Annotated in this window: 33 protein-coding genes and 1 riboswitch; of the genes, 29 read left to right on the top strand and 4 right to left on the bottom strand. The window is 38.5% G+C overall.

What is annotated here, in order from left to right; all coding sequences use genetic code 11:
* Nucleotides 1–24 precede the first annotated feature (24 nt).
* The 11 genes from EV282_RS12985 to EV282_RS20505 all read left to right on the top strand — a co-directional run bounded on the left by EV282_RS12985 (nucleotide 25) and on the right by EV282_RS20505 (nucleotide 6,773).
* Nucleotides 25–510, top strand: a complete 486-nt coding sequence (locus tag EV282_RS12985) for an NUDIX hydrolase (RefSeq protein WP_130296207.1) — start codon at nucleotides 25–27, stop codon at nucleotides 508–510.
* On the top strand, nucleotides 485–1,033 hold the full coding sequence (locus EV282_RS12980; protein WP_130296206.1) for a GNAT family N-acetyltransferase: 549 nt from the start codon (nucleotides 485–487) through the stop codon (nucleotides 1,031–1,033). The genes EV282_RS12985 and EV282_RS12980 overlap by 26 nt, the downstream gene beginning before the upstream one ends.
* Nucleotides 1,034–1,044: 11 nt before the next feature.
* Nucleotides 1,045–1,245, top strand: a complete 201-nt coding sequence (locus tag EV282_RS12975; RefSeq protein ID WP_130296205.1) for a hypothetical protein — start codon at nucleotides 1,045–1,047, stop codon at nucleotides 1,243–1,245.
* Nucleotides 1,246–1,331: 86 nt separating this feature from the next.
* A riboswitch (purine riboswitch) is annotated at nucleotides 1,332–1,435 on the top strand.
* A 137-nt stretch (nucleotides 1,436–1,572) separates the two neighbouring features.
* Nucleotides 1,573–2,451 (top strand): 5'-methylthioadenosine/S-adenosylhomocysteine nucleosidase, encoded by an 879-nt coding sequence (locus EV282_RS12970; protein ID WP_207224297.1) that lies wholly within the window; start codon nucleotides 1,573–1,575, stop codon nucleotides 2,449–2,451.
* A gap of 401 nt (nucleotides 2,452–2,852) precedes the next feature.
* Nucleotides 2,853–3,248: a group I truncated hemoglobin gene (locus EV282_RS12965; protein ID WP_207224296.1), complete on the top strand. Its 396-nt coding sequence runs from the start codon at nucleotides 2,853–2,855 to the stop codon at nucleotides 3,246–3,248.
* 303 nt (nucleotides 3,249–3,551) lie between these two features.
* The gene (locus EV282_RS12960) at nucleotides 3,552–4,031 is read left to right on the top strand and encodes a DUF2975 domain-containing protein (protein WP_130296204.1); all 480 of its coding nucleotides are present in this window, start codon (nucleotides 3,552–3,554) and stop codon (nucleotides 4,029–4,031) included.
* 9 nt (nucleotides 4,032–4,040) lie between these two features.
* Entirely contained in the window at nucleotides 4,041–4,259 is a 219-nt protein-coding gene (locus tag EV282_RS12955) for a helix-turn-helix domain-containing protein (protein WP_130296203.1), read from the top strand.
* Between the two features lie 36 nt (nucleotides 4,260–4,295).
* Entirely contained in the window at nucleotides 4,296–5,093 is a 798-nt protein-coding gene (locus EV282_RS12950; protein ID WP_130296202.1) for a DUF817 domain-containing protein, read from the top strand.
* 19 nt (nucleotides 5,094–5,112) lie between these two features.
* Entirely contained in the window at nucleotides 5,113–5,583 is a 471-nt protein-coding gene (locus tag EV282_RS12945; RefSeq protein ID WP_130296201.1) for a DUF2975 domain-containing protein, read from the top strand.
* 314 nt (nucleotides 5,584–5,897) lie between these two features.
* A complete protein-coding gene (locus EV282_RS12940; RefSeq protein ID WP_130296200.1) occupies nucleotides 5,898–6,206 on the top strand; it encodes a hypothetical protein in 309 nt (102 codons plus the stop codon).
* 54 nt (nucleotides 6,207–6,260) lie between these two features.
* Nucleotides 6,261–6,773 (top strand): hypothetical protein, encoded by a 513-nt coding sequence (locus tag EV282_RS20505; RefSeq protein WP_242611873.1) that lies wholly within the window; start codon nucleotides 6,261–6,263, stop codon nucleotides 6,771–6,773.
* A gap of 32 nt (nucleotides 6,774–6,805) precedes the next feature.
* Here EV282_RS20505 and cyoE read toward each other — a convergent pair whose 3' ends face one another.
* Nucleotides 6,806–7,714 carry a heme o synthase gene (gene cyoE, locus EV282_RS12930; RefSeq protein WP_130296199.1) on the bottom strand — a complete coding sequence of 303 codons (909 nt, stop codon included), beginning with the start codon at nucleotides 7,712–7,714 and terminating at the stop codon, nucleotides 6,806–6,808.
* A gap of 280 nt (nucleotides 7,715–7,994) precedes the next feature.
* Here cyoE and EV282_RS12925 point away from each other — a divergent pair, with 280 nt between their 5' ends.
* Genes EV282_RS12925 through EV282_RS12905 form a run of 5 tightly spaced genes read left to right on the top strand, consistent with a single transcriptional unit; the run spans nucleotide 7,995 to nucleotide 11,385 of the window.
* Nucleotides 7,995–8,831 carry a hypothetical protein gene (locus tag EV282_RS12925; protein ID WP_130296198.1) on the top strand — a complete coding sequence of 279 codons (837 nt, stop codon included), beginning with the start codon at nucleotides 7,995–7,997 and terminating at the stop codon, nucleotides 8,829–8,831.
* Nucleotides 8,832–8,887: 56 nt separating this feature from the next.
* Nucleotides 8,888–9,088 (top strand): helix-hairpin-helix domain-containing protein, encoded by a 201-nt coding sequence (locus EV282_RS12920; RefSeq protein WP_130296197.1) that lies wholly within the window; start codon nucleotides 8,888–8,890, stop codon nucleotides 9,086–9,088.
* A 36-nt stretch (nucleotides 9,089–9,124) separates the two neighbouring features.
* Complete coding sequence (locus EV282_RS12915) at nucleotides 9,125–10,042, top strand: GNAT family N-acetyltransferase (protein WP_130296196.1); 918 nt, start codon at nucleotides 9,125–9,127, stop codon at nucleotides 10,040–10,042.
* Nucleotides 10,043–10,097: 55 nt separating this feature from the next.
* On the top strand, nucleotides 10,098–10,658 hold the full coding sequence (locus EV282_RS12910) for an AAA family ATPase (protein ID WP_130296195.1): 561 nt from the start codon (nucleotides 10,098–10,100) through the stop codon (nucleotides 10,656–10,658).
* 13 nt (nucleotides 10,659–10,671) lie between these two features.
* Complete coding sequence (locus EV282_RS12905) at nucleotides 10,672–11,385, top strand: alpha/beta hydrolase family protein (protein ID WP_130296194.1); 714 nt, start codon at nucleotides 10,672–10,674, stop codon at nucleotides 11,383–11,385.
* A 39-nt stretch (nucleotides 11,386–11,424) separates the two neighbouring features.
* On the opposite strand, the gene EV282_RS12900 is transcribed toward EV282_RS12905, so the two are convergent.
* Complete coding sequence (locus EV282_RS12900) at nucleotides 11,425–12,357, bottom strand: sigma-70 family RNA polymerase sigma factor (protein WP_242611872.1); 933 nt, start codon at nucleotides 12,355–12,357, stop codon at nucleotides 11,425–11,427.
* 186 nt (nucleotides 12,358–12,543) lie between these two features.
* Between EV282_RS12900 and EV282_RS12895 the strand changes: the two genes are divergently transcribed.
* From EV282_RS12895 to EV282_RS12875, 6 genes are all read left to right on the top strand, one after another.
* Complete coding sequence (locus tag EV282_RS12895; RefSeq protein WP_130296193.1) at nucleotides 12,544–13,059, top strand: tetratricopeptide repeat protein; 516 nt, start codon at nucleotides 12,544–12,546, stop codon at nucleotides 13,057–13,059.
* 36 nt (nucleotides 13,060–13,095) lie between these two features.
* Nucleotides 13,096–13,638 carry an AAA family ATPase gene (locus tag EV282_RS12890; RefSeq protein WP_130296192.1) on the top strand — a complete coding sequence of 181 codons (543 nt, stop codon included), beginning with the start codon at nucleotides 13,096–13,098 and terminating at the stop codon, nucleotides 13,636–13,638.
* The gene (locus tag EV282_RS12885; RefSeq protein ID WP_130296191.1) at nucleotides 13,622–14,530 is read left to right on the top strand and encodes an aminoglycoside phosphotransferase family protein; all 909 of its coding nucleotides are present in this window, start codon (nucleotides 13,622–13,624) and stop codon (nucleotides 14,528–14,530) included. The genes EV282_RS12890 and EV282_RS12885 overlap by 17 nt, the downstream gene beginning before the upstream one ends.
* Nucleotides 14,527–15,507 (top strand): phosphotransferase, encoded by a 981-nt coding sequence (locus EV282_RS12880; protein ID WP_130296190.1) that lies wholly within the window; start codon nucleotides 14,527–14,529, stop codon nucleotides 15,505–15,507. The genes EV282_RS12885 and EV282_RS12880 overlap by 4 nt, the downstream gene beginning before the upstream one ends.
* A gap of 337 nt (nucleotides 15,508–15,844) precedes the next feature.
* Nucleotides 15,845–16,012, top strand: coding sequence for a hypothetical protein (locus tag EV282_RS20285; protein ID WP_165389458.1), 168 nt, complete (start codon nucleotides 15,845–15,847; stop codon nucleotides 16,010–16,012).
* A gap of 233 nt (nucleotides 16,013–16,245) precedes the next feature.
* On the top strand, nucleotides 16,246–17,592 hold the full coding sequence (locus tag EV282_RS12875) for a S8 family serine peptidase (RefSeq protein WP_130296189.1): 1,347 nt from the start codon (nucleotides 16,246–16,248) through the stop codon (nucleotides 17,590–17,592).
* A 56-nt stretch (nucleotides 17,593–17,648) separates the two neighbouring features.
* Here the strand turns inward: EV282_RS12875 and EV282_RS12870 are convergent, their stop codons facing one another.
* Nucleotides 17,649–18,509, bottom strand: coding sequence for a LysR family transcriptional regulator (locus tag EV282_RS12870; protein ID WP_130296188.1), 861 nt, complete (start codon nucleotides 18,507–18,509; stop codon nucleotides 17,649–17,651).
* Nucleotides 18,510–18,631: 122 nt separating this feature from the next.
* Here EV282_RS12870 and EV282_RS12865 point away from each other — a divergent pair, with 122 nt between their 5' ends.
* From EV282_RS12865 to EV282_RS12840, 7 genes are all read left to right on the top strand, one after another.
* Nucleotides 18,632–19,528 (top strand): DMT family transporter, encoded by an 897-nt coding sequence (locus EV282_RS12865; RefSeq protein WP_130296187.1) that lies wholly within the window; start codon nucleotides 18,632–18,634, stop codon nucleotides 19,526–19,528.
* Between the two features lie 86 nt (nucleotides 19,529–19,614).
* Entirely contained in the window at nucleotides 19,615–19,758 is a 144-nt protein-coding gene (locus EV282_RS20280; RefSeq protein WP_165389457.1) for a hypothetical protein, read from the top strand.
* A 187-nt stretch (nucleotides 19,759–19,945) separates the two neighbouring features.
* The gene (locus EV282_RS12860) at nucleotides 19,946–20,992 is read left to right on the top strand and encodes a zinc-binding dehydrogenase (RefSeq protein WP_130296186.1); all 1,047 of its coding nucleotides are present in this window, start codon (nucleotides 19,946–19,948) and stop codon (nucleotides 20,990–20,992) included.
* A gap of 199 nt (nucleotides 20,993–21,191) precedes the next feature.
* A complete protein-coding gene (locus EV282_RS12855; protein WP_130296185.1) occupies nucleotides 21,192–21,722 on the top strand; it encodes an RNA polymerase sigma factor in 531 nt (176 codons plus the stop codon).
* Nucleotides 21,703–22,371: a hypothetical protein gene (locus tag EV282_RS12850; RefSeq protein ID WP_130296184.1), complete on the top strand. Its 669-nt coding sequence runs from the start codon at nucleotides 21,703–21,705 to the stop codon at nucleotides 22,369–22,371. Before EV282_RS12855 ends, EV282_RS12850 begins: the two co-directional genes overlap by 20 nt.
* A 289-nt stretch (nucleotides 22,372–22,660) precedes the next feature.
* The gene (gene pheA / locus EV282_RS12845) at nucleotides 22,661–23,485 is read left to right on the top strand and encodes a prephenate dehydratase (protein ID WP_130296183.1); all 825 of its coding nucleotides are present in this window, start codon (nucleotides 22,661–22,663) and stop codon (nucleotides 23,483–23,485) included.
* Between the two features lie 127 nt (nucleotides 23,486–23,612).
* Nucleotides 23,613–24,311, top strand: coding sequence for an SGNH/GDSL hydrolase family protein (locus tag EV282_RS12840; protein ID WP_130296182.1), 699 nt, complete (start codon nucleotides 23,613–23,615; stop codon nucleotides 24,309–24,311).
* Nucleotides 24,312–24,354: 43 nt separating this feature from the next.
* On the opposite strand, the gene EV282_RS12835 is transcribed toward EV282_RS12840, so the two are convergent.
* Complete coding sequence (locus tag EV282_RS12835; protein WP_130296181.1) at nucleotides 24,355–26,097, bottom strand: ABC transporter ATP-binding protein; 1,743 nt, start codon at nucleotides 26,095–26,097, stop codon at nucleotides 24,355–24,357.
* Between the last annotated feature and the right edge of the window lie 64 nt (nucleotides 26,098–26,161).

Genomic DNA, 26,161 nt, shown 5'->3' with positions numbered 1-26,161 from the left:
ATAAACGTACATGGAGGAAAAGGTATGCGAGCTCCGTTCCAGGTTTTGGTTCTGCCTTACAGAATGACAGGAAGTATCATTGAATATGCGATCCTAAAGCGAGCTGATTTGCATTATTGGCAAGGAATAGCGGGTGGTGGGGAAGGTGAAGAAACACCGCTCGAGGCAGCAAGACGTGAAGTGTTCGAAGAAACTGGACTCACTGAATCCTGCAAGTTGGTGATGCTAGATTCAATCACGTCATTGCCCGTAGAACATGTTGTTGGAGAGTTCTTGTGGGGTGAGGAGGTTTATGTCATAAAGGAATACTCTTTTGGAGTAGACGTTTCTGATTTTGAGCTGCAGTTATCAAAGGAACATACTGATTTGAAATGGGTGTGTTATGAAGAAGCCTTTAGGGAGCTTAAATGGGACAGCAATCGAACAGCATTATGGGAATTACATAAAAGGCTGACAAGAATGAGAGAAAAAGGAGATATCGGACATGAACAACCAATTTCCAATTATTGAGACCGAGCGATTGTTTTTAAGAGAAGTAACCAAAGCTGATGCAGAAGACATGCTCCGCTATTTGTCTGACCCAAACGTTGTAAAACATATGGGGTTAGAACCCTTTGCATCTGTTGAAGATGCGTACGATGAAATCGCCTGGTATGAATCGATCTTTAAAGGTGGCACAGGAATCAGATGGGGGATCACGCTTAAAGATGATCATAGGGTGATAGGAAGCTGCGGATTTCTGAACAGAGTGTCCAAGCATTACCGATCAGAAGTGGGTTTCGAGTTGAGCAAAGAGTATTGGGGAAAAGGGGTCGCACGTGAAGCTTTGGAAGCGGTTGTGAGGTACGGATTTCAGCATCTGGAACTGGAGCGTATCGAGGCTTTGATTGAACCTGCTAACCTGCCATCTCAGAAATTAGTAGAGAAAAGCGGCTTCCAGCGAGAAGGTTTGTTGCGGCATTACGAGTATACATGCGGTAAATTTGATGATTTATATATGTATTCAGTTTTAAAAGATGATCTCCGAGATTAAGCTGGGTCTTCATGAATACATTGATTCTAACAGGAAGCATCATCTTAATCATAGTCTCTTTATCTATGTTTATGTATCAGTTTATGAAAGCAGAGTCTAACAAAGAAAGGGCAGTCATGACTTTAGCCTTTTTCACAGAACCGTTAGATATGTGGTCCAGTCTGTTTTATTTAGGTTTGTTAGGGTTTATTTACGCGATTGTCTTTGTTTGAAACACGAACATTACTCAATTATTTTTAATAATTATTCAGTTTTAGGTTGAATAACTCTCTTTCGTTTGTTATATTAACAAAGTATTATGAACGAAAAACGAATTACTCGTATATGCTCGGTAATATGGTCTGAGTGTTTCTACCCGGTTCCCAATGAAAGAACTGGACTACGAGTTGAAGTGCAGGATTGGCATTGTTTTATTGGTACGCCGAATCCTATTCTATACTTTAACTCCGGTAGTCTAGAGGTAGATACATTCTATTACTCTAGGCTTTTTTGTTTGAGCAGATTTATGAGTGATTCATGACAACGGAGGAGAGACAACAATGATGAAACGAATGGGGAAGAAGTACGCATTACTGACGATTGCAGCTGTACTATTTGTAACAGCACTTGCAGGTCTTAACTTTTCAGAACATGCTTCAGGTAAAGAAAAACCAAGACAGCCGATTATTATCCAAGGTCCGATGCCGATTGAAGCTGAGAACTTTGCAAAGCGTTTAGACAATGTGAAAGTAGAGAAATCTGGAAACTTTGTATTTTATAAAGGAAAACTGGATAACTATCCGGTAATCGTAGCGAAAACAGGAAAAGGTATGGAAAATACGGCAGCAGCTACAGCTGTTGCCATTGAAAAATATGATCCAGCAGCGATCATTAATCAAGGCACTTCTGGCGGCCACGATCCGAGCCTGAATGTATTTGATATCGTACTAGGAAAAAGAACAGTAAATCTAGGTTCATTAAAAACACCTCATCTAGAAGAGAACGAGGGCATTGAACCAACTTCTTGGATTCCAATGGACTTGATGGCTTCAGAAGGAAGTGCTGGAGAAGATCCGAATGCAGAGAAAGCGCGTTATTTTGAAGGTGACGAAGAGTTGCTTGCAGCTGCGCATGCTGTAAAAGACAAATACACAAAAGGTAAAGTGGTAGAAGGTACGATCGGTTCTGCAGACGTTTGGAACAATGAAGTGGACCGCATCAACTGGTTCCATGAGAACTTCGGAACATCTGTTGAAGAGATGGAAGGGGCATCAGCCGCACAAATCTCTAAAGCGTATGATGTAGCATTCTTGGGAATCCGCGTTTTATCAAACAACAAAACGAACGGCGGAAAGTATGATCCAACTACAGCAGCGGCAAACCAGGATTATGTGTACGAAGTAGTAAAAGAATATATCGCAGAGAAGCAAGGTAAATAGAGCTGTTAAACCCCGCGGATTGATTCTGCGGGTTTTTTTGATTGCAGGAACCGGGATTTGTCGAAAAGCCTATAAATCAACTTGAAGGACCATAAAAAAATTGGAAGGATCATAAAAAATTTTGAAGGCCCATAAATTAATTTGAAGGACCATAAAAATCATTGTAGGCTCATAAATCTATTTTTCCATTATATAATGACGCTTGGAGCGCAGTTTGCTCTAAGCGTTTTACTCGTTTAAACAGTACTTTTAACATTTTCTCTCTATGCTGCAGAAAATAATTCGTAATCTGGTAGTGATCCGTTATTTTTTCGTATGCAGCAAAAATACCAAAAGGACTTTTGGCTCAAAATCCGAAATTGGCTTGTTCAAATGATAAAAAAGGGTAAAGATATTGAGGTATGTCAAAATCATCAATAGGAGGAGCTATTATTTTGGAACAGAATCTCTATGAAAAAGTTGGCGGCGAAGAAGCAATCGCTAAGGTCGTGGATTACTTTTATAACGAGCTAGTGTTAAAAGACGAAACGGTGAATCAATTTTTTGAAGGCGTTCACATGGAAAAGCAAAAAAGCCATCAGACGAAATTCATCAGCTTCGCACTTGGTGGTCCAAAGAACTACTCAGGCAAGTCAATGGCAAAAGCTCATGAAGGAATGAACCTGCAGCCAGAGCATTTCAATGCGATCGCCACACATCTGCACGATGCACTAGCGCATTTCGGTGTGCCAGAGTCGGATATCGATACAGCCTTAACAAGGGTTGCATCACTTAGAGACGATATTTTGTATAAATAAAATCGAAGCGTATTAGGTTTCTATGGAGCATTTCTTTTTATAAGGAATGCTCTTTTTTTTTGCCTAAAGTCTAAATTGCAGTAATAAGGTCTAAATGAGAGTAAATTAGGTCTAAATTAGAAAAATTAAGTCTTCTCTAAGGCTAATTAAGTCTTTTTTTAAAAATATAGGTCTTTCGACAATTAATTTTACATTACATATATCCATTTCGATAATAATATAATAAATATCAATAATTGTTTATTGTAAAACGATAAACAATGTATTATTATATTGAATAATAAATAGGTGAGGTGCTTGGTTATGAAACGAGAAACATTCTTTTTGAAATTCGTTCTTTTTCTTATGGGACTTCCTGTTCTTGGTTTGTGTATCTTTATTTTGCCTGAGATCCCTGCGTTTTTTGCAGAATTGAATCCAACGTTAGATTTTTTGCAATATCCTTTTTTGATCGGATTGTATGCATCAGCGATTTCATTTTTTGCAGCACTGTTCCAAACTTATAAACTTTTAAGCTACATAGACAAGGACGAAGCCTTCTCGGAATTATCAGTGAGATCTATACAGAATATCAAATACTGTGCCATCATCATCAGCGGACTATTTGCGTTATTTATGCCACTCATTTACCTTATGGCGGAGGTTGATGATGCGCCGGGAATGATTTTAATCGGAATGGTCATTATTTTTGGCAGCATGGTGATCGCAGTCTTTGCCGCTGTTCTTCAAAAGCTATTAAAAAATGCGATCGATATAAAATCAGAGAATGATTTAACGGTCTGAGGTGAAAACATGGCGATTATAATCAATATCGATGTGATGCTGGCTAAACGGAAAATGAGCGTTACAGAACTGTCGGAGAAGGTTGGAATCACGATGGCTAACCTTTCGATTTTGAAAAACGGAAAAGCAAAAGCGATCCGTTTGTCCACTTTAGAGGCAATCTGTAAGGCTTTAGAATGTCAGCCTGGGGATCTTTTAGAATACAAAAGTGACGAGGAAAGCCATTAAGGCATTTCTTATTAAAAATCTGTGGGGGCATGAATCATGAGAGCATTTAAGCAGCTCGTTATATTTGGTTGGGAGCAAGCCCTATCGTGTTTGTTTCCAGTCGTTATCTTTGCCTCGTTGGCTATTACACAAATCGTGCCGATGCCAATCTTGCCTCGGTATGACTGGTTGCTGATCATCTGCCTCTTGATGCAGTGGTTGATGGTTCGTTCAGGACTTGAAACAAAGGATGAACTCAAAGTGATCACGTTGTTCCACCTTATTGGTCTTGCTCTTGAACTTTTCAAGGTTCATATGGGCTCGTGGTCTTACCCAGGAGAAGGATATTCCAAAATAGCTGGGGTGCCTCTGTACAGCGGATTCATGTATGCGAGTGTAGCGAGTTATCTATGCCAGGCGTGGAGGAGACTTAATGTTGAATTGGTGAAGTGGCCACCATTTTGGGCAGTAGTATCTCTTGCAGCTGCGATTTATTTGAATTTTTTCACTCACCACTATTGGATTGACGTTCGCTGGTGGTTATCCGGACTTGTCATCATCGTCTTTTGGCAATCATGGGTAACATACAATGTGAATGGAACACGGTATCGAATGCCTCTCGCACTTTCTTTCATGCTGATCGGATTTTTTATATGGATCGCCGAAAATATCGCGACGTTCTTTGGAGCTTGGAAATATCCGAATCAAACCGAAGCGTGGAGTCTCGTTCATCTCGGAAAGGTGAGCTCATGGCTCCTGTTAGTGATCGTCAGCTTTCTTATTGTAGCAACACTGAAAAGGGTTAAGGGCAATTCCAGGGGTATTGTTACTAGTAACCTTTACACTCCGAATTGAGATAAGTGAGGTATTTTAAATGAATGGTAAACGAGGTTCAGCCATTTTCTTAAAGGTAATTATTTTTATGGTTGGAATTGCAATGCTTACTTTGTGCATTTATTGGATGCCTGTGTTAACCATTAGAGATGTAAAAGCACATCCAGATGGGGATTACTCGATATACCCACTTTTAGTATGTGCGTATGGAATCTGTATTGCATTTTCTTTTTCGTTGTTTCAAGTATATAAACTATTAACCTTTATCGAAGGGAACAATGCTTTCTCGGAGTCATCACTTAATTCTTTAAAGGTGATAAAAAAATGTGCTTTTACCGCCATTTTCTTCATTGTGTTATTGATAATAAGCTTAAAGGTGATTTCTAGTATCTCAGGAGATGATTCAGCAGGTCCTATATCGATAAGTCTGATGAGTATTTTAGCCACAAGTATTATCATAGCTGTTGTGGACGTACTTCAAAAACCGTTAAAAAGTTTCCTAGATAAATAAAAAAGTGGTATTACAAAATGCATCCACATTGTTTTTATGATTTAATGACCAATGTTTGTTATTTGATAAGGTCCTCCGTAATTTTTATTCCTATCTACTCATTCGAATTATACGACTTAACATACGATTCATATTAAGGAAAGCATATAAAAAAGCAGTTCGTTTTGGAGTGTTATTTTTCATTTTATACTCCAAAACTGAACTGCTTTTTATTGTTAAGAAGAATACATAAAAGATTAAGGTCTAAAGAAAAAGGGATATTCTTAGGTATTAAAGAAGTATATAGGTAAAAATTAACAAATGGAGTGGGTGTAATGCAAAAATTAAAGTTTATGACTACACTGACCATTGAATTGGTATTGGTTTATTTATTGTACATAAAATTTGATTTTAATTGGGTAGATTCATTCTTTATAATTGGCATCTTAACATTTTCAATATTAATCATTTTTCTTCTTAATGTTAAAGGGAAATCTGGATACTTTACTGGTTATCAAAGAGCTAGATTTGGTTATGATGCGCCAATTGAAGACAATTGGCCGTTGGTAAATCCAGTTACACTCGCATCAGGATTGTTTTGTATCTTATCTATACTTGTGTCCGGTGTATACTATATGGCTTAACGGATTTATGGAGAGTGGAACCTGACTGTATTAGTAAAGAAGGGGGATTGGTGAATGAAAAGAATCCTTATAATCCTGTTTATCTTTTTATTATCTGCCTGTAATGATAATGCGGCAGTAGAAGAGTTGAAAGAAGATTATCCAGAAATAAAAGAAGTAGCAGAACAATTTCCTGAAAGTGTTCAAGAAAAACTAGCGGCTCCTACTGTACTCCCCTTTGAACCGAAAAACGTTTCATTAACTTATGCTGGAGATATGCCAGGCAACCCAAAGAGGGATATTCTACATACCGAATTCATTTATGGAGATGGCGTTGGCGTTAATCTTCACGTCACTACTTATCATAATAAAAACACAACATGGTCGAGTGATGAGAAAACAATGAAAACCGTGAAACTAAAGGATGGAACTGAAGCTTTGATAGAGGGCGATGCGATAAATGTGAAACAAATTCGTTGGAAAAAAGACGGGACCTATTACTCCATCATGCTCATCAAAGCACCAAAAGTTGAGAAGGAATACACGATTGATGACGTTGTGAGAACGGCTAATTCGATGGAATATTAAAAAAGCCTGGCTGCCCAGGCTTTTTTTGCTTTCTATTTAAGAATGAAAATCCCAACGAGGGAGTAAACGATAACTGTCGAGAACAAGATCGTCATATGGATCAGCGAATAGATGAAGAGCAGTTTTGCCCATTTCTCTGAATCCTTGTTTTTCTTATAACCGTAGATGCTGAGCACGAGCCAGCCAACGTTCATTAATAGGGCAACAAGTGTCAGTCCTAAGCTCAACGGCAAGAAAAGAAAACTTGTTAAGCTCAATAGCACTAAGTAAATGTTGGTTTGGGTATACGTTCTCTTAACCCCTTTTACAACCGGCAACATTGGAATTCTTGCTGCTTTGTATTCATCATGTCGGCGAATCGCAATCGCGTAGAAGTGCGGCATCTGCCAAATTACTTGAATAATGAATAACGCTGCAATTGCTGGATGTGTAAGGGTTCCGGTCATCGCGGCCCACCCGATAAGTGGAGGCATCGCTCCAGAAATTGAGCCGACCTCTGTGTTATAGATCGTTCGGCGTTTCGTCAGCATTGTATAAGGCACAACGTAAAAGAAGAGACCAAGAAAACCTAACACTGCAGCGAGTGGAGTAGTAAAAGCAAGTGCAATTATGCCGAGAACAGCCATTACGATTCCGAGCCATAATGCCGAACGCACGTTGATCTCGCCCGTAACTGTAGGTCTTACCTTCGTTCTTTCCATAATCGCATCGATATCGCGATCATAAATGTTATTAAAAGTCCCCGCGGCACCAATCACTAGGATCGTGCCGATTAAGGCGAATAACACATCTAACAGCTTATCACCAGGATCGATATCGTACGTATATAAAGCCAGCGTCAATCCAGCGAACATCGGTACAAGGTTGGATTTAATAATCCCTGTTTTGACCGTTTGTCCCAGGACGGCTGACATCTTTTGTTTTTCCAAAGTTCTTTCCATTCTACAAGACACCATCTTCATATATTTATCTCTATAGGTTAACCAATTAATTGTAACCTTAAATACATCTCTATTAAAGCACTAAATCTTTTCCCAGTACAAATGATAGAACAACACCGAGCACATTACAAAAGAGTTTTGTGAACGTTTTGTGAGGGTTGTGTGAGGGTTATGTGATAGGCAGTTAGTAGTTGACTTGGGAAAAAGAGGGAGTTTTGAGTTTTTTGTCGAAAAAGAATGGAGGATTAAAACATCACAGTAATAATCGGAGGGAACATGCTTGAAGACGGGTTTGAAGATTCTAGGTTTTTTCTTATTTACTTTTGCCGTAATATCAGCTAGTTACTTGATTTTTGACAATGTTAAAACAAACGTGGGTTGGAGTGAATCGTTCTTTATACTGACATTGATTGTTTTCTTTATGTACATAGGCTGGTGCTTAATGACAAGGTTTCGAATAAAAACAGCTGTATTCTTTGGTTTCGTCCTTTTCTATCATCTTGGAATGCAGTTCATATTATTCTACACAAATCGGGATGTAAATTTTTCAGATGTTTGGTACTTTCACGGTGATTATGACATGATCTTTGTTGCTTATATTATTTCCATAGTTGGGCTCATACTCTATGCCTATCTTCATGTGGCATTTACAAAAGGACCAGGGAGTGTAACGATTTCAAAGTGGTTCATTGTCACGCCTGCAGTACTTGGCCTATTGTTTTTTTATCTAGGCGGAAAAGATTTTACCTATCTTGACCAAACGGGTTATCACTCATTTACCTCGTTTTCTGAAAAACATCTCGCATGGGAAGACGTTGAAAGAATCGAATTCGATGGGGAGAATCATAATCACAAGAAAGGTGATTCGTTTAGATGGCTGTATACGCTGTTTCCGAAAAAAGGTGACTACATTGAAATTTATATGGACTCCTTTGAAATGAAAGATACACTTATGCTAAATGAAAAATTTCTAGCCATGGATCATCTCGATTATTTTGTTGTAAGGACAGCCGATAACGAATATCGTTTGCTTAAAGAAACAAAAGATTATCTAACAAAGAAGGATTACCAAGCTCTTATTAACTTGTTGCAACCTGATAAGAAAAAATTGAAATAGGCTTGTTTTAAGTTGTTTCGGTTTTTTATTTTTATGATTGTAGGAGTTGAAAGGAAATGAACCAAAAAACAGCTTTACCAACCAAAATTGCAAAACCTGCTCAACGGGCGCTAAGTGGAGCGGGGATTACTTCTCTAGAACAACTTACTGAGATGACAAAAGATGAGGTCATGAAACTTCATGGAATGGGACCAAAAGCAATGGAACAGCTTTGTTTAGCATTAGCTGAAAAAGATCTTTATTTTGCAAAAAAATAAGGACTGAAGAGTTTTTACAACAAAGGAGAAAATATTATGTCCATCATTACTATTGAATTAGCAACTTTGCAGGATGCAGTGGAATTAACAGAAATCATGAAAAAGACTTTTGATGAGGAGGCGGCTAAATGGCTTCCTAATAAGGATGTTGTCGATTACAACATTCAGCCTCCAGGTTACTCATCTCTGGAAGTAACAAAGTACATGATTGAAGAACTGAATTATTATAAGATTATGTATCGTGATGAGATTGCGGGTGGAATTATTGTTACAGTTTCGGGTCAATCATACGGCAGAATTGATCGTATTTTTGTTAATCCCGTTCATCAGGGGAAAGGGATCGGTTCAAAAGCGATAAGATTCATTGAGCAAGAGTTTCCTCACGTTCGGGCATGGGACCTTGAAACATCAAGCAGACAATTAAACAACCATCATTTTTACGAAAAGATGGGGTACCGAACTACTTTTGAAACAGAAGATGAATTTTGCTATGTAAAGAAAATCGAGAGCAAAGCAGAGAATCTTGTAAATGATCAAGACCTTTCTAAGACCCAATATGAAAACTGTAATCTATCTGCTACCGATTTCTATCAAGTGAATTTAGAGGGCAGCTCAATCAGTACCAGCAATGTGAGCAACCTTCATGTGAGCAATTGCAACCTTAGTCATTCTAAGTTTCAAAATATCAATTATCGAAATACGCTGTTTGCAGATTTGAACCTTTCTGACAGTAAAATGAGATTTGTTACCTTAGGTGGCGTGCAGTTCCTTGACACAAACTTAGGAGATGGCGGGAATTCAGTTTCTTTCGAGAGGTGCGACCTTAAAGGAAGTAAAATAAGCAACTGTGATCTCCGAAACGTTGAAATAGCAGAGAGTGATGTAACCGGTATGAAGATTAATAATATACCGGTTGATGAGCTTTTAAAAGCATATGATTTAGTAAAGAAATAAAGGTTTTAACAGAGAACACCATTTAGATATTTCGGTTAAAAATGGGGGGTGCATCATGAAGCTGGTTTTGTTATTCGGTCCTCAAGCGGTGGGTAAGATGACCGTGGGGCATGAGCTGGAGAAGGTTACGGAGCTGAAGCTCTTTCATAACCACATGACGATCGATCTTGTGACGAAGTTTTTTGATTATGGGACGAAAGAAGGGAAAAGTCTCGTCCACTTGTTTCGCACAGAAATCTTTAAAGAGTTTGCACAAAGTGATCAATACGGAATGATATTTACATATGTATGGGCGTTCAATTACGAGTCAGATTGGAAGTTCGTTGAGGATGTTTGCCGAATTTTTGAAGCTAAGGGAGCAGACATCTATTTTGTAGAACTCGAGACTGACTTGGAGGAAAGGCTGAAACGCAACAAGACACCTCATCGATTAGAACACAAACCAACCAAACGAAACATCGAATGGTCAGAAAATGATTTGAAAACTTCAATGGATAAATACCGGATGAACTCATTTGAAGGCGAGATAAAAAAAGAGAATTACCTGCGTATTAATAACAAAGGTTTGGGTCCAGAAGAAGTTGCTATACAAATAAAAGAACACTTTAATCTTTGAAAGGGTTAATGATATGAAGATGCAGCTCGGAAATTTTCCGGTCACCTGGTTTCAACCGAAAAAAGGTAATGAAAAAGAGTATACCGTGGTTATTTATCATGGGTGGGGTGGCAGTGGTCAAAGCTTTTATGAAATGGCTGGAGAAACAGTGGAAGAAGGATTTAACACGATTGTTCCAGAGTTAATCTATCATGACACACGGTCCCCGTTGGAAAACCCTTTTGATAAGAAAACGATGCAGAAGTACTTTTGGGAAACGATTTTTAATAGTATTAATGAGTTCGAGGATTTTATAAATGCATGTAAGCTAGACAAGAAGAAACTTATTCTCGTAGGAAGTTCAATGGGAGGGTTTATAGCTTGCGGTATTCATGCAGCGCATCCTGAGATTGCGGGTTCAGTGTGTGTGAACGGTTCGGGATCTTTTCTATATACAGAGAAATTATTTAGAAAGATGGATAATCGAGATTTTCTGTCTGGAGCAGATGTAGAACTGTTTAAAAAGTATGACCCTATTGGGAAAGTAAGAAGTGAATCTCCTGTGCTCTTAATTCATGGGGACAACGATACGATAGTACCGATTGAAGGACAGAAGCATTTTTATGATTACCTCTTACAAACTGATGAAAATAACCGAGTTACATTTAAAATACATAACAATGTTAATCATAAATTCACTTCTGAGATGGTTAATGAAGTCATACAGTGGATTAAAAAGATAGGATAGATTAAAGCCGATTCCAGTCTTTAGAATCGGCTTTATCATTTACGTCCAGTTTAACGGTGCTTTATCCAGCTGAGGAGGAATTCCTAATTCTTTTGATGCGGCTAGGATAAATTCTTTTCTGAAGAAAAAACTCCTGTGGTAAACGATCTTTCCATTTTCTACATCTTGGTATTGAATGTCGTGGACGAGAGGACCTTGATTTGAGTCAGCTAATACGACAATCACTGGTTTGCCCCATAACATAAACTCCTCGGCGTGGTGGTTAGGTAAGCCGTACATGAGAGAACCTTCTCTCATTTCGTCTTTTGTCGTCTCTAAGAATCCTAATGATGCTTCATAATGTACATTCTCACCAAATAGCGCCAATATCCCTTCTAAATCTCCTTGATTAAAGGCTTTTAAATAAGCAGATATGATTTCGTCTTTTTGTTCTTTTGTTTCATCTGTTGGTTTAGATGGAGAAGGTGCCTCGTTTTTCAGCTTTTCCTTCATACGGCGGGTCGTGGCATAAACTGCACCAGGAGTCGTCTTGATGATACTCGCCACTTCTTCTGCTTTAAATGAGAAGACTTCCATAAGTAGGAATACAGCAGTCTGCCTAGGTGTGAAAAGGTGATACAGCTTTTCAAGTGCTTCTTCTAAATCATGTGTATCGGTGAAAGTCTCTTGTGGTTCTTCCGCTTCATCTAATGAACCTACATTTCGCTTTTCTCTTCTGCAATGGTCGATCCAAGTGTTGGTCGCCATCCTATACAAGTAAGATTTCAGGTTCGTAGGATGCCAACGCGTAAAGAGTCCACCCATGGCTTTAAGCACGGTTTCTTGAAAAAGATCCTCCCCGTCCCATGGAGAGCCCGTTAAATACCGGCAGTACTTCCAAAGGTCACTACCCATTTCATCAATCATGGTTTGAAATTGTTGCTGAAGCTCACGTGACTGTTCGTACAAAGTGGTTGTTTTTGATTGTGGCAAAAATAAAACCTCCTATAAAATAAAAGTTCCAATTTAAATTTACGATCTATATGTATAACGAATAAGTAGAGGGAATTTATACTTATATTAAAAATAAATTTTATTCTGCAGGAATCTGCTTCATTTTCATAGTAGCATATTGATAATTAGTTTTTACAATTGCAGGAAAGGATTAGGTGATTAAAAATGGATCAAAAATTACGTGAAAGATTGGATAAAGGAATTGCTTTACGTGAAGAGGGACGAGCAAAGGAAGACATGTCGATCTTAAATGAAGCCTGCACACTTTTAATGAAAATGTCAGAGGAATACCCTGAAAATGCAGAAATTAACTATCAAATCGGGATTGCTCATGATAATTCAGGTTTCACTAAGGAGGCCATAACTTATTATGTAAAAGCGATTGAGCAAGGACTTTCTGGCGCAGATTTAGAGCGATGCTTACTCGGACTCGGGAGTTCTTACCGTCTAACAGGGCAATATGATAAAGCGGTTGAAACCCTTCAACAAGGGGTAGCAGAATTTCCTGAACACCGGGGCCTGCAAATTTTTTATTCCATGGCTCTGTATAATACTGGGAGATACAATGAAGCAATGGAGATCGCTTTGATGAACTTGATGGAAACCACAAATGACGAAAAACTTCAATACTTCAAACGAGGGATTACCTATTATGCACAGCATTTAGATGAGACTTGGTGAAACTTATTCATATTAAGCAGAAAAGAGGCGCTGAATGTGTTTTTTCTTCAAATGGCTGGTTTCCCCGGTGCAGGTAAGTCCACACTTGCTAGAGAAATAGGTAAACGTATTGGTGCGGTTGTGATCGATCATGATGTTATAAAATCTGCGTTGCTGCACTCTATAGATGAAGACATACTTGACCCGAAACTAGCTGGAAAGATTTCATACAATATCGGTTGGTCTTTACTTGAATCTCAGTTATCCAACGGTAATAGTGTCATATTTGACAGTCCTTGCTTTTATAACGAGATGATTGAAAAAGGTACTACATTAGCAGAGAAATTTGAAGCTAGCTACAAGTATGTTGAATGCATTTTAAAAGATTTTAATCAAACCAACGAAAGGCTGAGGAAACGTAATGGAATGATCAGCCAAATTAAAGAAACAGATATTGAGATGTTCAATTATGGCTTGCACAATAGCAAAAAACCCTCGAATCACAAGTGTTTAGAGGTAGATACAAGTCTACCAATAGAAGACTATATGGACGAAGTGATTCATTACATATTGGAGAGAAGCTATGAGACTACCAGATAAATTTGTTCAAATCTTAAAAAATATTCATAAAGAGAAAGCAGATAAGTGGCTCAGTAATTTCGATGAAATGATTGCTCTTTACGAACAGAAGTGGGGGCTTTCTATTCATGAACCGTTTGACTTGTCTTTTAATTTTGTCGCTCCAGCAACTCGGAACAGTGGGAAAGAAGTCGTGTTAAAAGTAGTTCTTTCGGATAAAGAATTTCGTGCAGAATTAGAAGTTCTTAAACTCATGAAAGGGAAAGGCATGGTTGACCTTTTTGAATATGATCTGGACCAAGGAGTTATGATTCTTGAACGATTAAGACCTGGGCATACACTTGCAGAAATAAAAGATGATGAGGAAGCTGCACACATAGCATCTCAAATTATGAAGAGCCTGTGGGTAGCGGCTCCTAGGAATTCGAACATAGAAACAGTGGTTGATAGGGAAAATAGCTTGAAGAGGATTGCACGACAACACCCTAATGGGTTCGGTCCAATCTCAAAAGAGAAGATGGAAGAAGCGCTGAAGCTTTTTGAACAGCTGAACCGTGAAATGAATCAGCCTTATCTTCTACACGGGGATCTGCATCATTACAACGTTTTAAAAAATGGTGATTCATGGACAGCCATTGATCCGAAAGGGTTGACCGGAGACCGAGAGTACGATGTGATTCAGTATTTGCTGAACAAACTGCCAGAGACGAATGTAAAAGATACCATTGAAAACCGTATAAATATTTTCGTGAAAGAACTGGACCTAGACAAAGAAAGATTGTTGTTAAGAGGGTTCTCTCATGCCGTTTTATCCACATGCTGGACGATCGAAGACGGGAATTTCAACGAAAAATTTTTACGTACAATCGAAATATTTCATGAACTGTGTAAAGAAAGCAGGTTAACCTCATGAAAAAGCGTAATGCACCTTGGTTTGAAGATGCTTACTTATTGAAAGTGGAAAACTGGATCAGAGAAGTACTTCACAAAGAAGGGAATCTTTCATTATCAGGAGATATTACAGAAGTGAAAAAGACCGACTTCTCCTTAGTTCTTCTTGTTCCAGTGGCCACTGGTAATCTATACTTTAAAGCTACTCGATCTTCTACTCATCATGAAGCAGTGGTAAGCCGTTACTTTCATACAATGTATCCAGGCAAGAGTACAGAGATTGTAAGAATACAAGAAACAGAAGGCTGGCTTTTGATGAAGGAGCTCGGGGGAGTTCCAATCAGACAATTAAAAGATAAAGAGATTTGGAAAGCGGCGATAACAGAGTATGCTCAGCTGCAAGTTTCTGAGATTTCAAATATCAATGGATTAAGCAGCATGAATGTGCCGAACAGAACACTTTCAACTTTGAAAAGAGATATTATCCATCACTTAGAAGGTATGTGTGATACGGGGTTGAGTGCGGAAGAAAGAGAAGCGGTGGTGAGCTTACAGCCGGAACTTATAGCCATGTGCGATGAACTGGATCACCTGGTACCCGTCCATTCCATCGATCACGGCGATCTTCACTCGGCGAATATTCAGTACGTGAACGGAAATCTAGTGTTCCTTGACTGGGGGGATTCTTCGATTACGCATCCTTTCTTCAGCACGCGCGTGTTCTGGAATTCACTGTATGAGCTTGTAGACAATGATTCGGATTGGCTGAAGGTGATTGACGTGTTCCGTCCACATTATCTGAAGGCTTGGACCACAATTGCTTCAATGGAAAAATTGGAGAAAGCATTAAAGATTTCAGATCAGCTTGCATGTGTTCACCGGGCAATCAGCTGGTACTCCTATTTAAACCCATCTGTTGCTGATCAATCTGAATACAAAAAACCATCACAATGGCTGCAAGCTTTATTAGAAGAAAGAGAGTTTGCTAAAGCAAGATGAATATTTAATGTAAAATATAGGTAATAAGATGTATAATGTATAAAATAACATCTTGGCTTACAACACCGAATCTTTAGATAAAAGAAAGGGTGGCTAATGTGGTTTTATTCATTATTGCAGGTCTGGCACTTGTTATGACCTCAGCAATCTATTTTATTTGTAGAGGGCATAAGGATTTTTTTCTAGATCAAAAGCATGCGGAAAAGGATTCTTCTATTAGACGTTTTGTTAGATTTGGGACGGTTTATGTTGCAGTCTCAAAGTCAAAAAAATAAGGTATAATATCCTCTTTTATTGTAAATGAATGAAGGTAAGACAACTAAAGGAGGACGTATCTATGGAAGTAAATATGAGCTCGGAAGAAGTCTTATCAGAGATTCAAGATTTAAAGGCAAATGGTTCGAATTTGAACAAAAAACAAGTGAAGAAAACAAACCCTCAACTCATGAGAAACGCCCTTCATTATTTTCCGAGTTGGGATGAAGCTATTGAACGAAGTGAATAAATAATAGATAAAAGTCGCTGATCACTGATCATGCGGCTTTTTTAGTTTTTTATTTTTGTCAGATAGTTATTTTTACCTAATTTCAACCAAGTGACAAACTCGTTATTATATATCTTTAGAACCATCGGTATAGGTATTTTAAACTGAATATTAACAATTATCAGAATTCGTAATTGTAAATAATAGAATTATCACTATAATAAAAGTATTAGTTCAAAGGAGGTAGTAATTGGATGAAAAAGAAGATTTTAGCTGGTGCATTAGCTCTAACACTTGGAGCGAGTATGACCTTTAGCAGCGGTGGTAATGTGAATGCTGAAGATGGTCAGGCAAAGAAATACATAGTTATTTTTAAGGATCAAGCGAAATTACCTTCAGGCTTTGGCAGTGCAATATCAAATGCTGGAGGACAAATCGAATCAAGATTGGACAAGCTAGGTGCCGTTGAAGTTGTTTCTAGTAATCCAAACTTCCTTTCGGAGATCAAAAAATCTAGTTCCGTACTAGATGCAGGTGTGCAAAATATTGTGCAGCCTGAAACAGCCGCTATTGAAGAAGTTGCACTAGTAAGTTCATATGGTGCTGATGCAGACATTTATAATAGCTTACAATGGGATATTAAACAGGTTACCCAAGATGGAGAGTCGTGGACATTGCCAGGCGGAACGGGTAAATCTGTGGATGGAAAAGATATCGTAGTTGGAGTAATTGATACAGGTATCGATTATAATCACCCTGATTTAAAAGATAACTATGCATACGGTAAATCTTTCGTTCCGGGCTATCCTGATGCGATGGATCAAAATTCACACGGAACTCACGTTGCAGGATCCATTGCTGCTAAAGGACGTACAATGGGGGTCGGGCCAGACTTAAAAGTAGCTGCTTACCGTGTGTTTGGACCTACAGGCGGAGCGGAAACATCTCATATTGCTGAGGCGTTAATGACTGCTGCAGATGACAATGTTGATGTAGTAAACATGTCTCTTGGCGGCTATGACTGGTTCCAAAATCCAGATTATGCAACGAAAGATGTCGTAGCAGATGTTCGATTGTTTAATAGAGCGATTCAATACGCGATTCAAAAGGGTGTAACAGTAGTTGGATCTGCTGGTAACAACGCGGTTGATATCAGTTCGCCTGGTAAACTATCAGGTGATGACACAGGGGCAACACACCGCAGCCCAAGCAGCCAGTCTATGATCAGGGTTTCAGCAGGCGGAGCGCTAAAGAACTTAGCATTCTACTCGAACTATGGTGTAGGAAAAATTGATGTACTAGCTCCAGGTGGAGATCTTGGACCGAACTACGACCCTGCAACTGGTGCTGGAAGAGATAATACTTATCTATGTTTAGCACCTGTTCCTGGAGGATTATATGGCTATAAAGGCGGAACTTCCATGGCTGCTCCAAAAACAGCTGCACTAGCAGGGGTGATCATTGCTCAGCACGGGAAAGACAAGTTGAACCCGGCACAAGTTAAGAGCATTATTCAATCTTCTACAGAAGATGTATTTAAATCAGGTTACGATGGAGAATCAGGTTTTGGATTAATTAATGCAGTGGATGCTCTAAATTAGATCATACTAAGAAAGCGGGGACATGCAGCCCCGCTTTTTTTATTTGAAAGTCAATGCTAGTTATACCTTTCGATTATAAAGTCAATAAAATATCTGCTCGCGATCGGCAAAACTCTCTTATCCTTATAAGCCAAACTAATAGTACGGGCAAAGGAAGGGGATATTCTTTTAGTCACGATTTGATAAGGACACCGATGTAAGACAAGTGTTGGCAGAATCGAGATTCCAAGACCCTGTTCGATCATAGACATGATCGTATAATCATCATGTACCCGGTATTGGATGTTGGGTTCGAAATTGTTTTGTTGAAAAATCGTTAACGGTTCACTAATGTCACCTTCATCTAAAAGGATGTAAGGCTCGTTCAATAATTCTTTTAATGAGACTTCATGGTGCTCAGCCAAACGATGATCTCTTGGTAATACAGCTAGCATTTCATCGTTTTGCAAGGCAATCATATTCAGGTTTGTTACGGCTTTCGGGTTCACGAAACCAAGGTCAACGCTGCCTTCTTTGATCCAATTGGCGATCTCTGTGTAATCACCTTGATGCAGTTCGAAGTGAACAGCGGGGTACTCTACCTTAAAATCTTTCATTAATCCTGGCAGCCAGTGACAAGAAACACTTGAAAATACTCCGATTCGGATAAGTCCGCTCTCCAGTCCTTCCATCTCTTTTTTCTTTTCTTTCAGTTCCCTGTGCGAATTACAGATTTTCTTTATGTATGGCAAAAACTCTTCACCGTCAGGAGTCAATGTAATACCCGTTCGAGATCGTAGAATTAGAATTGTAGAAAGTTCTTCTTCTAATGAGTGTACCATCTGGCTGATCGCTGATTGGGTGTAGCCAAGTTCTTCTGCGGCTTTCGTAAAACTGCCTGTTTCGACCGCTTTTATAAAGGCGTAATATGCATTCATACCTGTTTCTCCTTTGCATAAGGATTCCTAATAGTTCTATTATAAATATTCGTTTTATTAATGCAAAGGAAGGTGATACGATAAATCCAATCAAAAATACATGAAGGGTTAGGGGCTGCTGCATGACACCTAAACAAGCGAACTGGATTTTAGTTTCTGTTTCTATGGGATGGGGAATGTCTTATATTTTTATGAAACTAGTAGTAGAAACAATCCCTGCCTTAACCATTGTGGCATTACGATTCGGGATCGCTTTTATCATGATGATGATGATTTTCCGGAAAAAAGTATTACAAACAGATGCGAGAACGTTGAAATACAGTTCAATTCTTGGCTTTTTGCTATGGGGGATCTTCATTACGCTTATGTATGGTATCAAACATACGACGGCTTCAACGGCCGGCTTTTTGATTAGTACGACGGTGATTTTAGTGCCAATACTTCAGACGTTCATAACAAGAAAGCTGCCAAGCAAAAAAATCAGTCTGGGTGTTGTTTTTGTTTCAATCGGCTTAGCTTTGCTAACCATTGGAGAAGATTTTACGTTAGCACTTGGTTCGGTTCTTTGTTTAATCGCTGCCTTTTTGTACGCAGTCCACATCATAGTAACCAATCACTTTGCACGAGAAGTAGATACTTTGCAGCTAGGAATCTATCAGCTTGGATTTGCCGCTTTGTTTGCATCTGTCGGGACGTTTATTTTAGAAGTGCCTGTATTACCACATACGGTGATTCATTGGATCGCTATACTCGGTTTAACGTTCATCTGTTCAGCATATGGATTTGTTATGCAGTCCATCGCTCAAAAATACACAACGCCAGAGAGCACTGGATTTCTTTTTTCACTTGAACCGATCTTTGCAGCTATTTTTGCATTCATCTTTCTTCAGGAAAACATGGGGTTGCGAGGTTATACAGGTGCGTTAATCATTTTATTAGGAGTATTTACTGCCACCGTTACATTTAGAAAAAGGGCCGATTTAAGAATGATGAAAGTAAATAATAGTGTAGTAAAGTAGCTGGAGTTGTAAAAAAAAGAATGCCTAATTTCCAATAAATGTTATTATTAGTATTAATGTAAGCAATGTTTAAGGGGGATAATATTATGGAATACGCAGGAACTTGGCTGCCGTTAATGGGACTATTTACTTTTATACTACTGATTGGCCTAACAATATTTGTTCTTGTTATGTTGTATCAAATGAATCAATCATTAAAAAGAATCGCAGAGAGCTTAGAGAAGAAATAAGCCAGCCGTTGAGAGTCCTGACAAGTTTCTTTTAAGAAAGCAAAACCTCATAAGAATTCTATCGATCGCAATGACTTCATTGCGGTTTTTTTGTTACATTAAGTGTTAACGATTAACGAAGAATGAGTACAAGTGAGTAAACGATCAGACATTTGTTTAAACTGGTAATTAGAAAGTTGGTGTTAATATGAAAGCTGTTCATGTGACTGGGTACGGGGATGTAGACAAATTAGAAATCGTTGAAAAACCAATTCCAGAGCCTAAGAGCAATGAAGTCCTCGTTCAGATAAAGGCTTGTGCCATTAATAACACAGAAATCTGGATGAGAGAAGGAGCCTACGGCACAGATGAGAAATCAGGCTGGAAACCAGAAGGCGTACAATTTCCAAGGGTTCCGGGATCTGATATCACAGGTCGTGTAGTAAAAGCAGGAAATAAAGTAAAAGAATGCATGGTAGGTAAGGATATCGTTCTTTTCCCGTTTACATCAAGCGGTGAGGCTGGTTCTGAGCATTACTCAGAAGATATGTCCTTTATTGGGTCGGAATATGATGGTGGATATGCGGAGTATGTGGTGTGGCGTGCAGACCTTTGCTATGATATGCCTCTTCCTAACTACATTGAAAGTGCAGCGTTCTCAGTCAGCGGTTTGACTGCTTGGCATATGGTGAAGCAAATTGAAACTGCTCCAACTGATACCATTATGGTTACTGGCGCTAATGGCGGCGTCGGTTCTTTAAATGTTCAAATCGCTTCTAAAGTATTTGGCGCTAAGGTTATTGCGATAGTCGGAGACTTAGCTCTAGAGAAAAGAATGAAAGAATTGGGAGCTGCACATGTATTATCTTATAAATCGAATAACCTGGCTAATGACATATTAAAAGTGAATGGTAGACCGATTGACTCCGTATTAGATGTGGTCGGTGATGCCTTGTTTTCAACTTCTCTTCATGTATTGAAGAGAGGGGGGAAGTTTTGCACTTCTGGATCTGCAGGCGGTCAGAAAACAGAACTGGATCTTCGTACTTTATACTTAAAGCACATCACATTATATGGTTCAGTTTTAGGTACGAGAGAAGAGTTCAAACATATGCTTGAAGCTATTTCTAACGGGAAAATCACACCAGTCATCGAGCGTACTTTTCCATTGGAACAGGCAAGAGAAGCTCAAACTTATTTTAAAAATGCAGGGAAACTTGGGAAGATTATCTTACTTCCTGATGAAAATATATAACAAAATAAAGATATAAACGTCTAGATTGATAATCTGGACGTTTTTTTGGTTTATCCTGATTTAATGTCCGTTCAGTATCCCATATAGTCTTTTGTATTTTTATTTCACAAGCTTATGTAAAATAATGTTAAGTTGACTGAAATAAAAGAAGTCGTTAAGCGTCTAATTGTTGAGGGATTGGTAAAGAGGGAGTGAATCCATGAAGAACAATGAGTTGATACAGCGCTGGTTTATCGAGTACCACAATGATATATATAATTTTCTAATTTACTATATGGGCACGAAAGACGTGGAAGATATCGTACAAGAGGTTTTTATTAAAGGATTTAACCATGTCAGTCAATTTGAAGGTCGTTCAGATCCCAAAACATGGCTAATCTCGATTGCTAGGAATATTGCTATTGATCATATCCGGAAAAAGAAACGTCATCAGATGCTATTTTCAGTTTTAATGAGTTTAAGTTCCGAAAAAGAAAAAGTCCCTCAAGAGTTGGTGATAGAGAGCGAACAGAAAAAGGAACTGTATCAAGCTATTAATCAATTAAAGGCATCTTACAGAGATATTGCCATATTACGCGGGGTCATGGACTATACACCTGAAGAAGCTTCTCAGATATTGAATTGGAAGATCGCTAAAGTTAATCTCACTTACCATAGGGCAATTCAGTCATTGAAGAAAAAGCTTGAAGCAGAGAAGTGGAGTGATAACGTTGAATCGATTAACGAATGAAGACCTCATTTCAATAATGAAGAAATTTCATAAATACCGAATGGACGCAAATCAAAAGAGTGTCATTCAAGGTAACCTCGCTCAGTTAGGTACAAAAGAAAAAAGAAGACATATATCCACTTTTTTTAAACCTGTCTTAAGTATAATCGTACTTGTAGTCTTTTTAGCAAGTGCTAGTTTTTTTGCGCTGGAACATGCGAAAGCACCGGGTGCACCTGAATTATCAATAAAAGCAAATACAGGGATCGAATTGTTTAAGCAAGCCAATGAATCTTTTACTATTCAAGAAAATAAGAATTTCACGTTAAAGGAAAACAAAGATGGAACCGTACAATTTGAGGCGAAAGGAAAAAAAGTTGGCGGTATTGAGCCATTAAATGAAGATGAAATGGTGAAAAGCATCAATCAGCAGAACCTTATGACTAATGAACAAGTAGAGGGTTATCAATATCCTGCAACTCTTACGTTAGATCATCAAAAAATGTTGGATGTCGTTCAAATTCTTCATTATTATTTTAAATCTCCTGAAAGTAAGTTGAATTACCATGTGTACTTTTATACCCCGTTTTTCAATGACGAAAGCGCTGATGATATAGCTAGATCTTTTATCATTTATAAGGATGGAAAATTAGTAAAGGGCAAGGAATAATAGGGGGTATTATTAAAATGATTTCTAACACCTACATTTAAGCTTTTGACTGAGAAAAAGACAGGCATAAACGGTGCTCCTTATATAGCCGGTAAAACAAAGAGGCATGTTTAACATTTCTCAGGAATCTTTGGTGTGAAAGGATTCGGACTATCATTGTCGATGTGAAATAATAAGAGAGTAAATTGTCGATTCTAGTTTTATAGTGATTTTAGAAAATATAAGTTGGTGTTACGAAACAATACATGTATACTGATATGAAAAGAAAAAAGGCAGGCGTGTTCTAAACATGAAAGTAGCATACTTAGGTCCTCAAGGAAGTTTCTCGGAAGAAGCTGCCTTTCGTTATTTCACAAGTGATGATGTTGAGTGGTATAAGAGCGATTCTATCGTTGATGTATTGGAAGCAGTTTGGGAAGGCAAGGCGGATAAAGGGATTGTTCCGATCGAAAATTCAATAGAAGGAACGATTAACATAACAGCAGACGGTCTATTAACCTACGACCTGTTTGTTGAAGCGGAATTAATTTTTCCTGTTTCCCTGCATCTTCTTACATTAAAGGGAGCGTCGTTAGAAGATGTGCGTGAAGTCTGGTCCATCGTTCCAGCGCTTGCTCAGTGCCGCGATTTTATCAGAGAAGCGAAAGTGAAAAGCAAGCAGTTCGATAGTACGTCTGCAGCCGCTCAAGCGGTTAAGAACCAAGAAAGAAAAGATGTCGCAGCGATTGCTTCCCAATATGCGGCTGAAGTATTTGATCTTCAGATTACGAAAAGCGGAATTCAAGATTGCAGCAACAATCATACACGTTTCGTGGTAATCAGCAAAGAGCCTGTATTACAAAGAGAAGATCGAACAAAGACAATGATGTTGATTTCGCCGACGGAAGATTATTCAGGTGTACTGTCATCGATCCTGAACGTATTTACTGCACTTTCGATTAATTTGTCCTGGATTGAGTCTCGTCCGACGAAAAAACAATTAGGGACCTATCACTTTTTTATTGAAACACAAAACGGTTTGCATGAAGAAAAGATGACAAAAGCGATTGCGATCTTAGAAGCTTATGGACATGATGTTCGAGTTTTAGGAAGTTATAACACAACTAAATTATAGAGACAATTACTTGATTAAGACGTTTTCTTGTAAGGAGAAAGCGTCTTTTTGTTTTTCCCATTTTCCTTTTATAGTTATACTTTCAATAATAGTAAGGACAAAAAATTTTTGTTTGGAGGATAGTGGGATGAAAATGGGGATAAATGAACAAAAATCGGTGTCAGCTGTTCAACAGCCATTAAGCAAATGGAAGGATAAAGTTTGGCTAACACTAGGAGACAGTATTACAGCTGCTGATCAAACAATGGACAACGGCTCAATTGTTCGCGGGTATCAATCGGTAATGCATGAGAAAATGGGCTTTAAGGAGTACCGTAATAGCGGGCAATTTGGATCAACCATTTCCGGCAATGATCCAGACTCTACAAATGTTTTCGGGAAAGAACAAAAAATTGATGATGTTGACGTGATCACAATCTTTGCTGGTACAAACGATTTTAGAATTGATGTCCCTATCGGATCCCTTGGATTGATTGGAGATACCACATTAGATACTTCTACTTTTTATGGGGCATACCGAAGTTTGATTGAAGATCTTTTAACGAGTAAGCCGACGTTGAAAATATATTTATGGACACCATTACAACGGGATAATGCAGGATATGATGTTAATTTCTCAAACCTCGCTGGGCATAAGTTAATAGACTATGTTAATGCCGTAAAAGAGATCGGACAAATGTATGCAATCCCTGTATTAGATTTATACAGTCTAAGTGGAATAACCAAGTTAAATTTAGATGTTTATACTTATGATGGGCTTCATCCTTCAGATAACGGCTATGAAAGAATTGCAGATGTAGCAAGAGGCTTTATGGAAATTTATTAATTTAAAAACGGCCACCCCTAGGTAAAGGAGTGAGCCGATTTTTTTATGCTTGTAACTCAAATTGTTTTGAATACAGATGAGCATACACTCCACCGCGTTTGAGCAGCAGGTCATGTGTACCTTGTTCGGCAATTCCATCCTCTGTCAGCACAATGATCCGTTCAGCATTTCGGATAGTGGACAGCCGATGGGCGATGACAATTGTAGTACGTCCTTTAGCTAATAATTCAAGTGATTCTTTAATAATGCTTTCACTTTCGTTATCAAGTGCACTCGTTGCCTCATCTAAAATGAGAACGGGTGGATTCTTTAAGAAAACGCGTGCGATACTTAACCGCTGCTTTTGCCCCCCAGACAGTTTAACGCCTCGCTGTCCGATTTCAGAATGGTAGCCATTTGGCAAACTCATGATAAAGTCGTGGGCATTTGCATGCTTAGCAGCCGTAATTACTTCTTCATCAACCGCCTCTGGATTTCCATAACGAATATTTTCCATAACGGTTCCCGCAAACAGGTAGACATCTTGCTGTACGATCCCGATAGTTTTTCTTAATGAATGCAATTCAATATCACGCACGTCTACACCGTCAAGAAAAACATTTCCGCGTGTCACATCATAAAAGCGGGGAATGAGTGAGCACAAAGTCGTTTTCCCTGCACCAGACGGACCCACCAAGGCTACGTACTCTCCTGGCTTCACGTGCAGTGACAGATTCTTTAGAACATATTCTGTATGGTCTTCATAACGGAAAGATACTTGATGGAACTCTACATCACCATCAACTTTAGATAGAAAAACAGCATCAGGTTTTTTTTCGATTGCCGGCTTCAGGTTCATAATTTCGATAAAACGCTGAAAACCTGTAATTCCTTCTTGAAACTGTGTCGTCATATGGGTCAGTTTTTGAATAGGTTCGATCATAAAGTTGATATACAGTAAGAATGTGATTAAGTCTGCTAAATCTAACTTTTGGCTAACAATATTGGCACTTCCAAAGACGATTACCGCGATTGTAATAAGCTGAATAAATGTTTCTACCCCGTTGTAAAAGTACGCTTCACCTTTATACGTATTCCTTCGGCTATCTAGAAAACGATTGTTTTCCCGGTTGAACTTTTCAATTTCGAGGTGTTCGTTAGCAAATGATTGTACGGCACGGATTCCCGAGAGACTATCTTCAACCTGTGCATTCACATCGGCGATTCGTTCTTTGTTATCTTTAAATGATCTGTTCAATTTCTTATTAAAGTACAGTGCAAAGACTGCTAAGAATGGCAAAAAACAGAATACAGCAATCGTTAATGGTGCGTTAATAAAGAACAAAATAACAAACGCACCAATAAATCGAGTCAAATATTTAACATAGTCTTCAGGACCGTGATGATAAAGCTCAGCAAGCATGAGAAGATCGGTCGTTACCCTGGACATAAGCTGGCCGGTCCGTTCTTTATCGTAAAAGCTAAAGGAAAGTTTTTGCATGTGTGCGAATAGTTCACTGCGCAGATCTCTTTCCATGAGAGCTCCGACTTCATGGCCTTTATAGTCCAGAAAGTAGTTTGCTATGTTCTGAATCACTGCTAAAACAAGCATTAATCCGCCAATCCAATACACTTCACTTATTGCATCAGATAAATTCCCTTCGAGTACATCCTTCGTAATGTAGCGAACGAGCAGAGGAAATGCCAAAGTCACAGAAGATACAAGTAAAGCACATAACAATACACATAGAAATACCTTTAAATACGGTTTGTAATAGGAAAAAAATTTTTTAACTGGAAAATGCATGATTTACCCCTTTGTGTGTTATTTAATTAAACACATATAAGGGAGTACACCGTTTAAGAAAATC

Source organism: Fictibacillus sp. BK138, assembly GCF_004216955.1.
Taxonomy (GTDB): domain Bacteria; phylum Bacillota; class Bacilli; order Bacillales; family Fictibacillaceae; genus Fictibacillus.
Note: the sequence above shows the minus strand (reverse complement) of the source record. Positions and strands in the feature narration are given on the sequence as shown.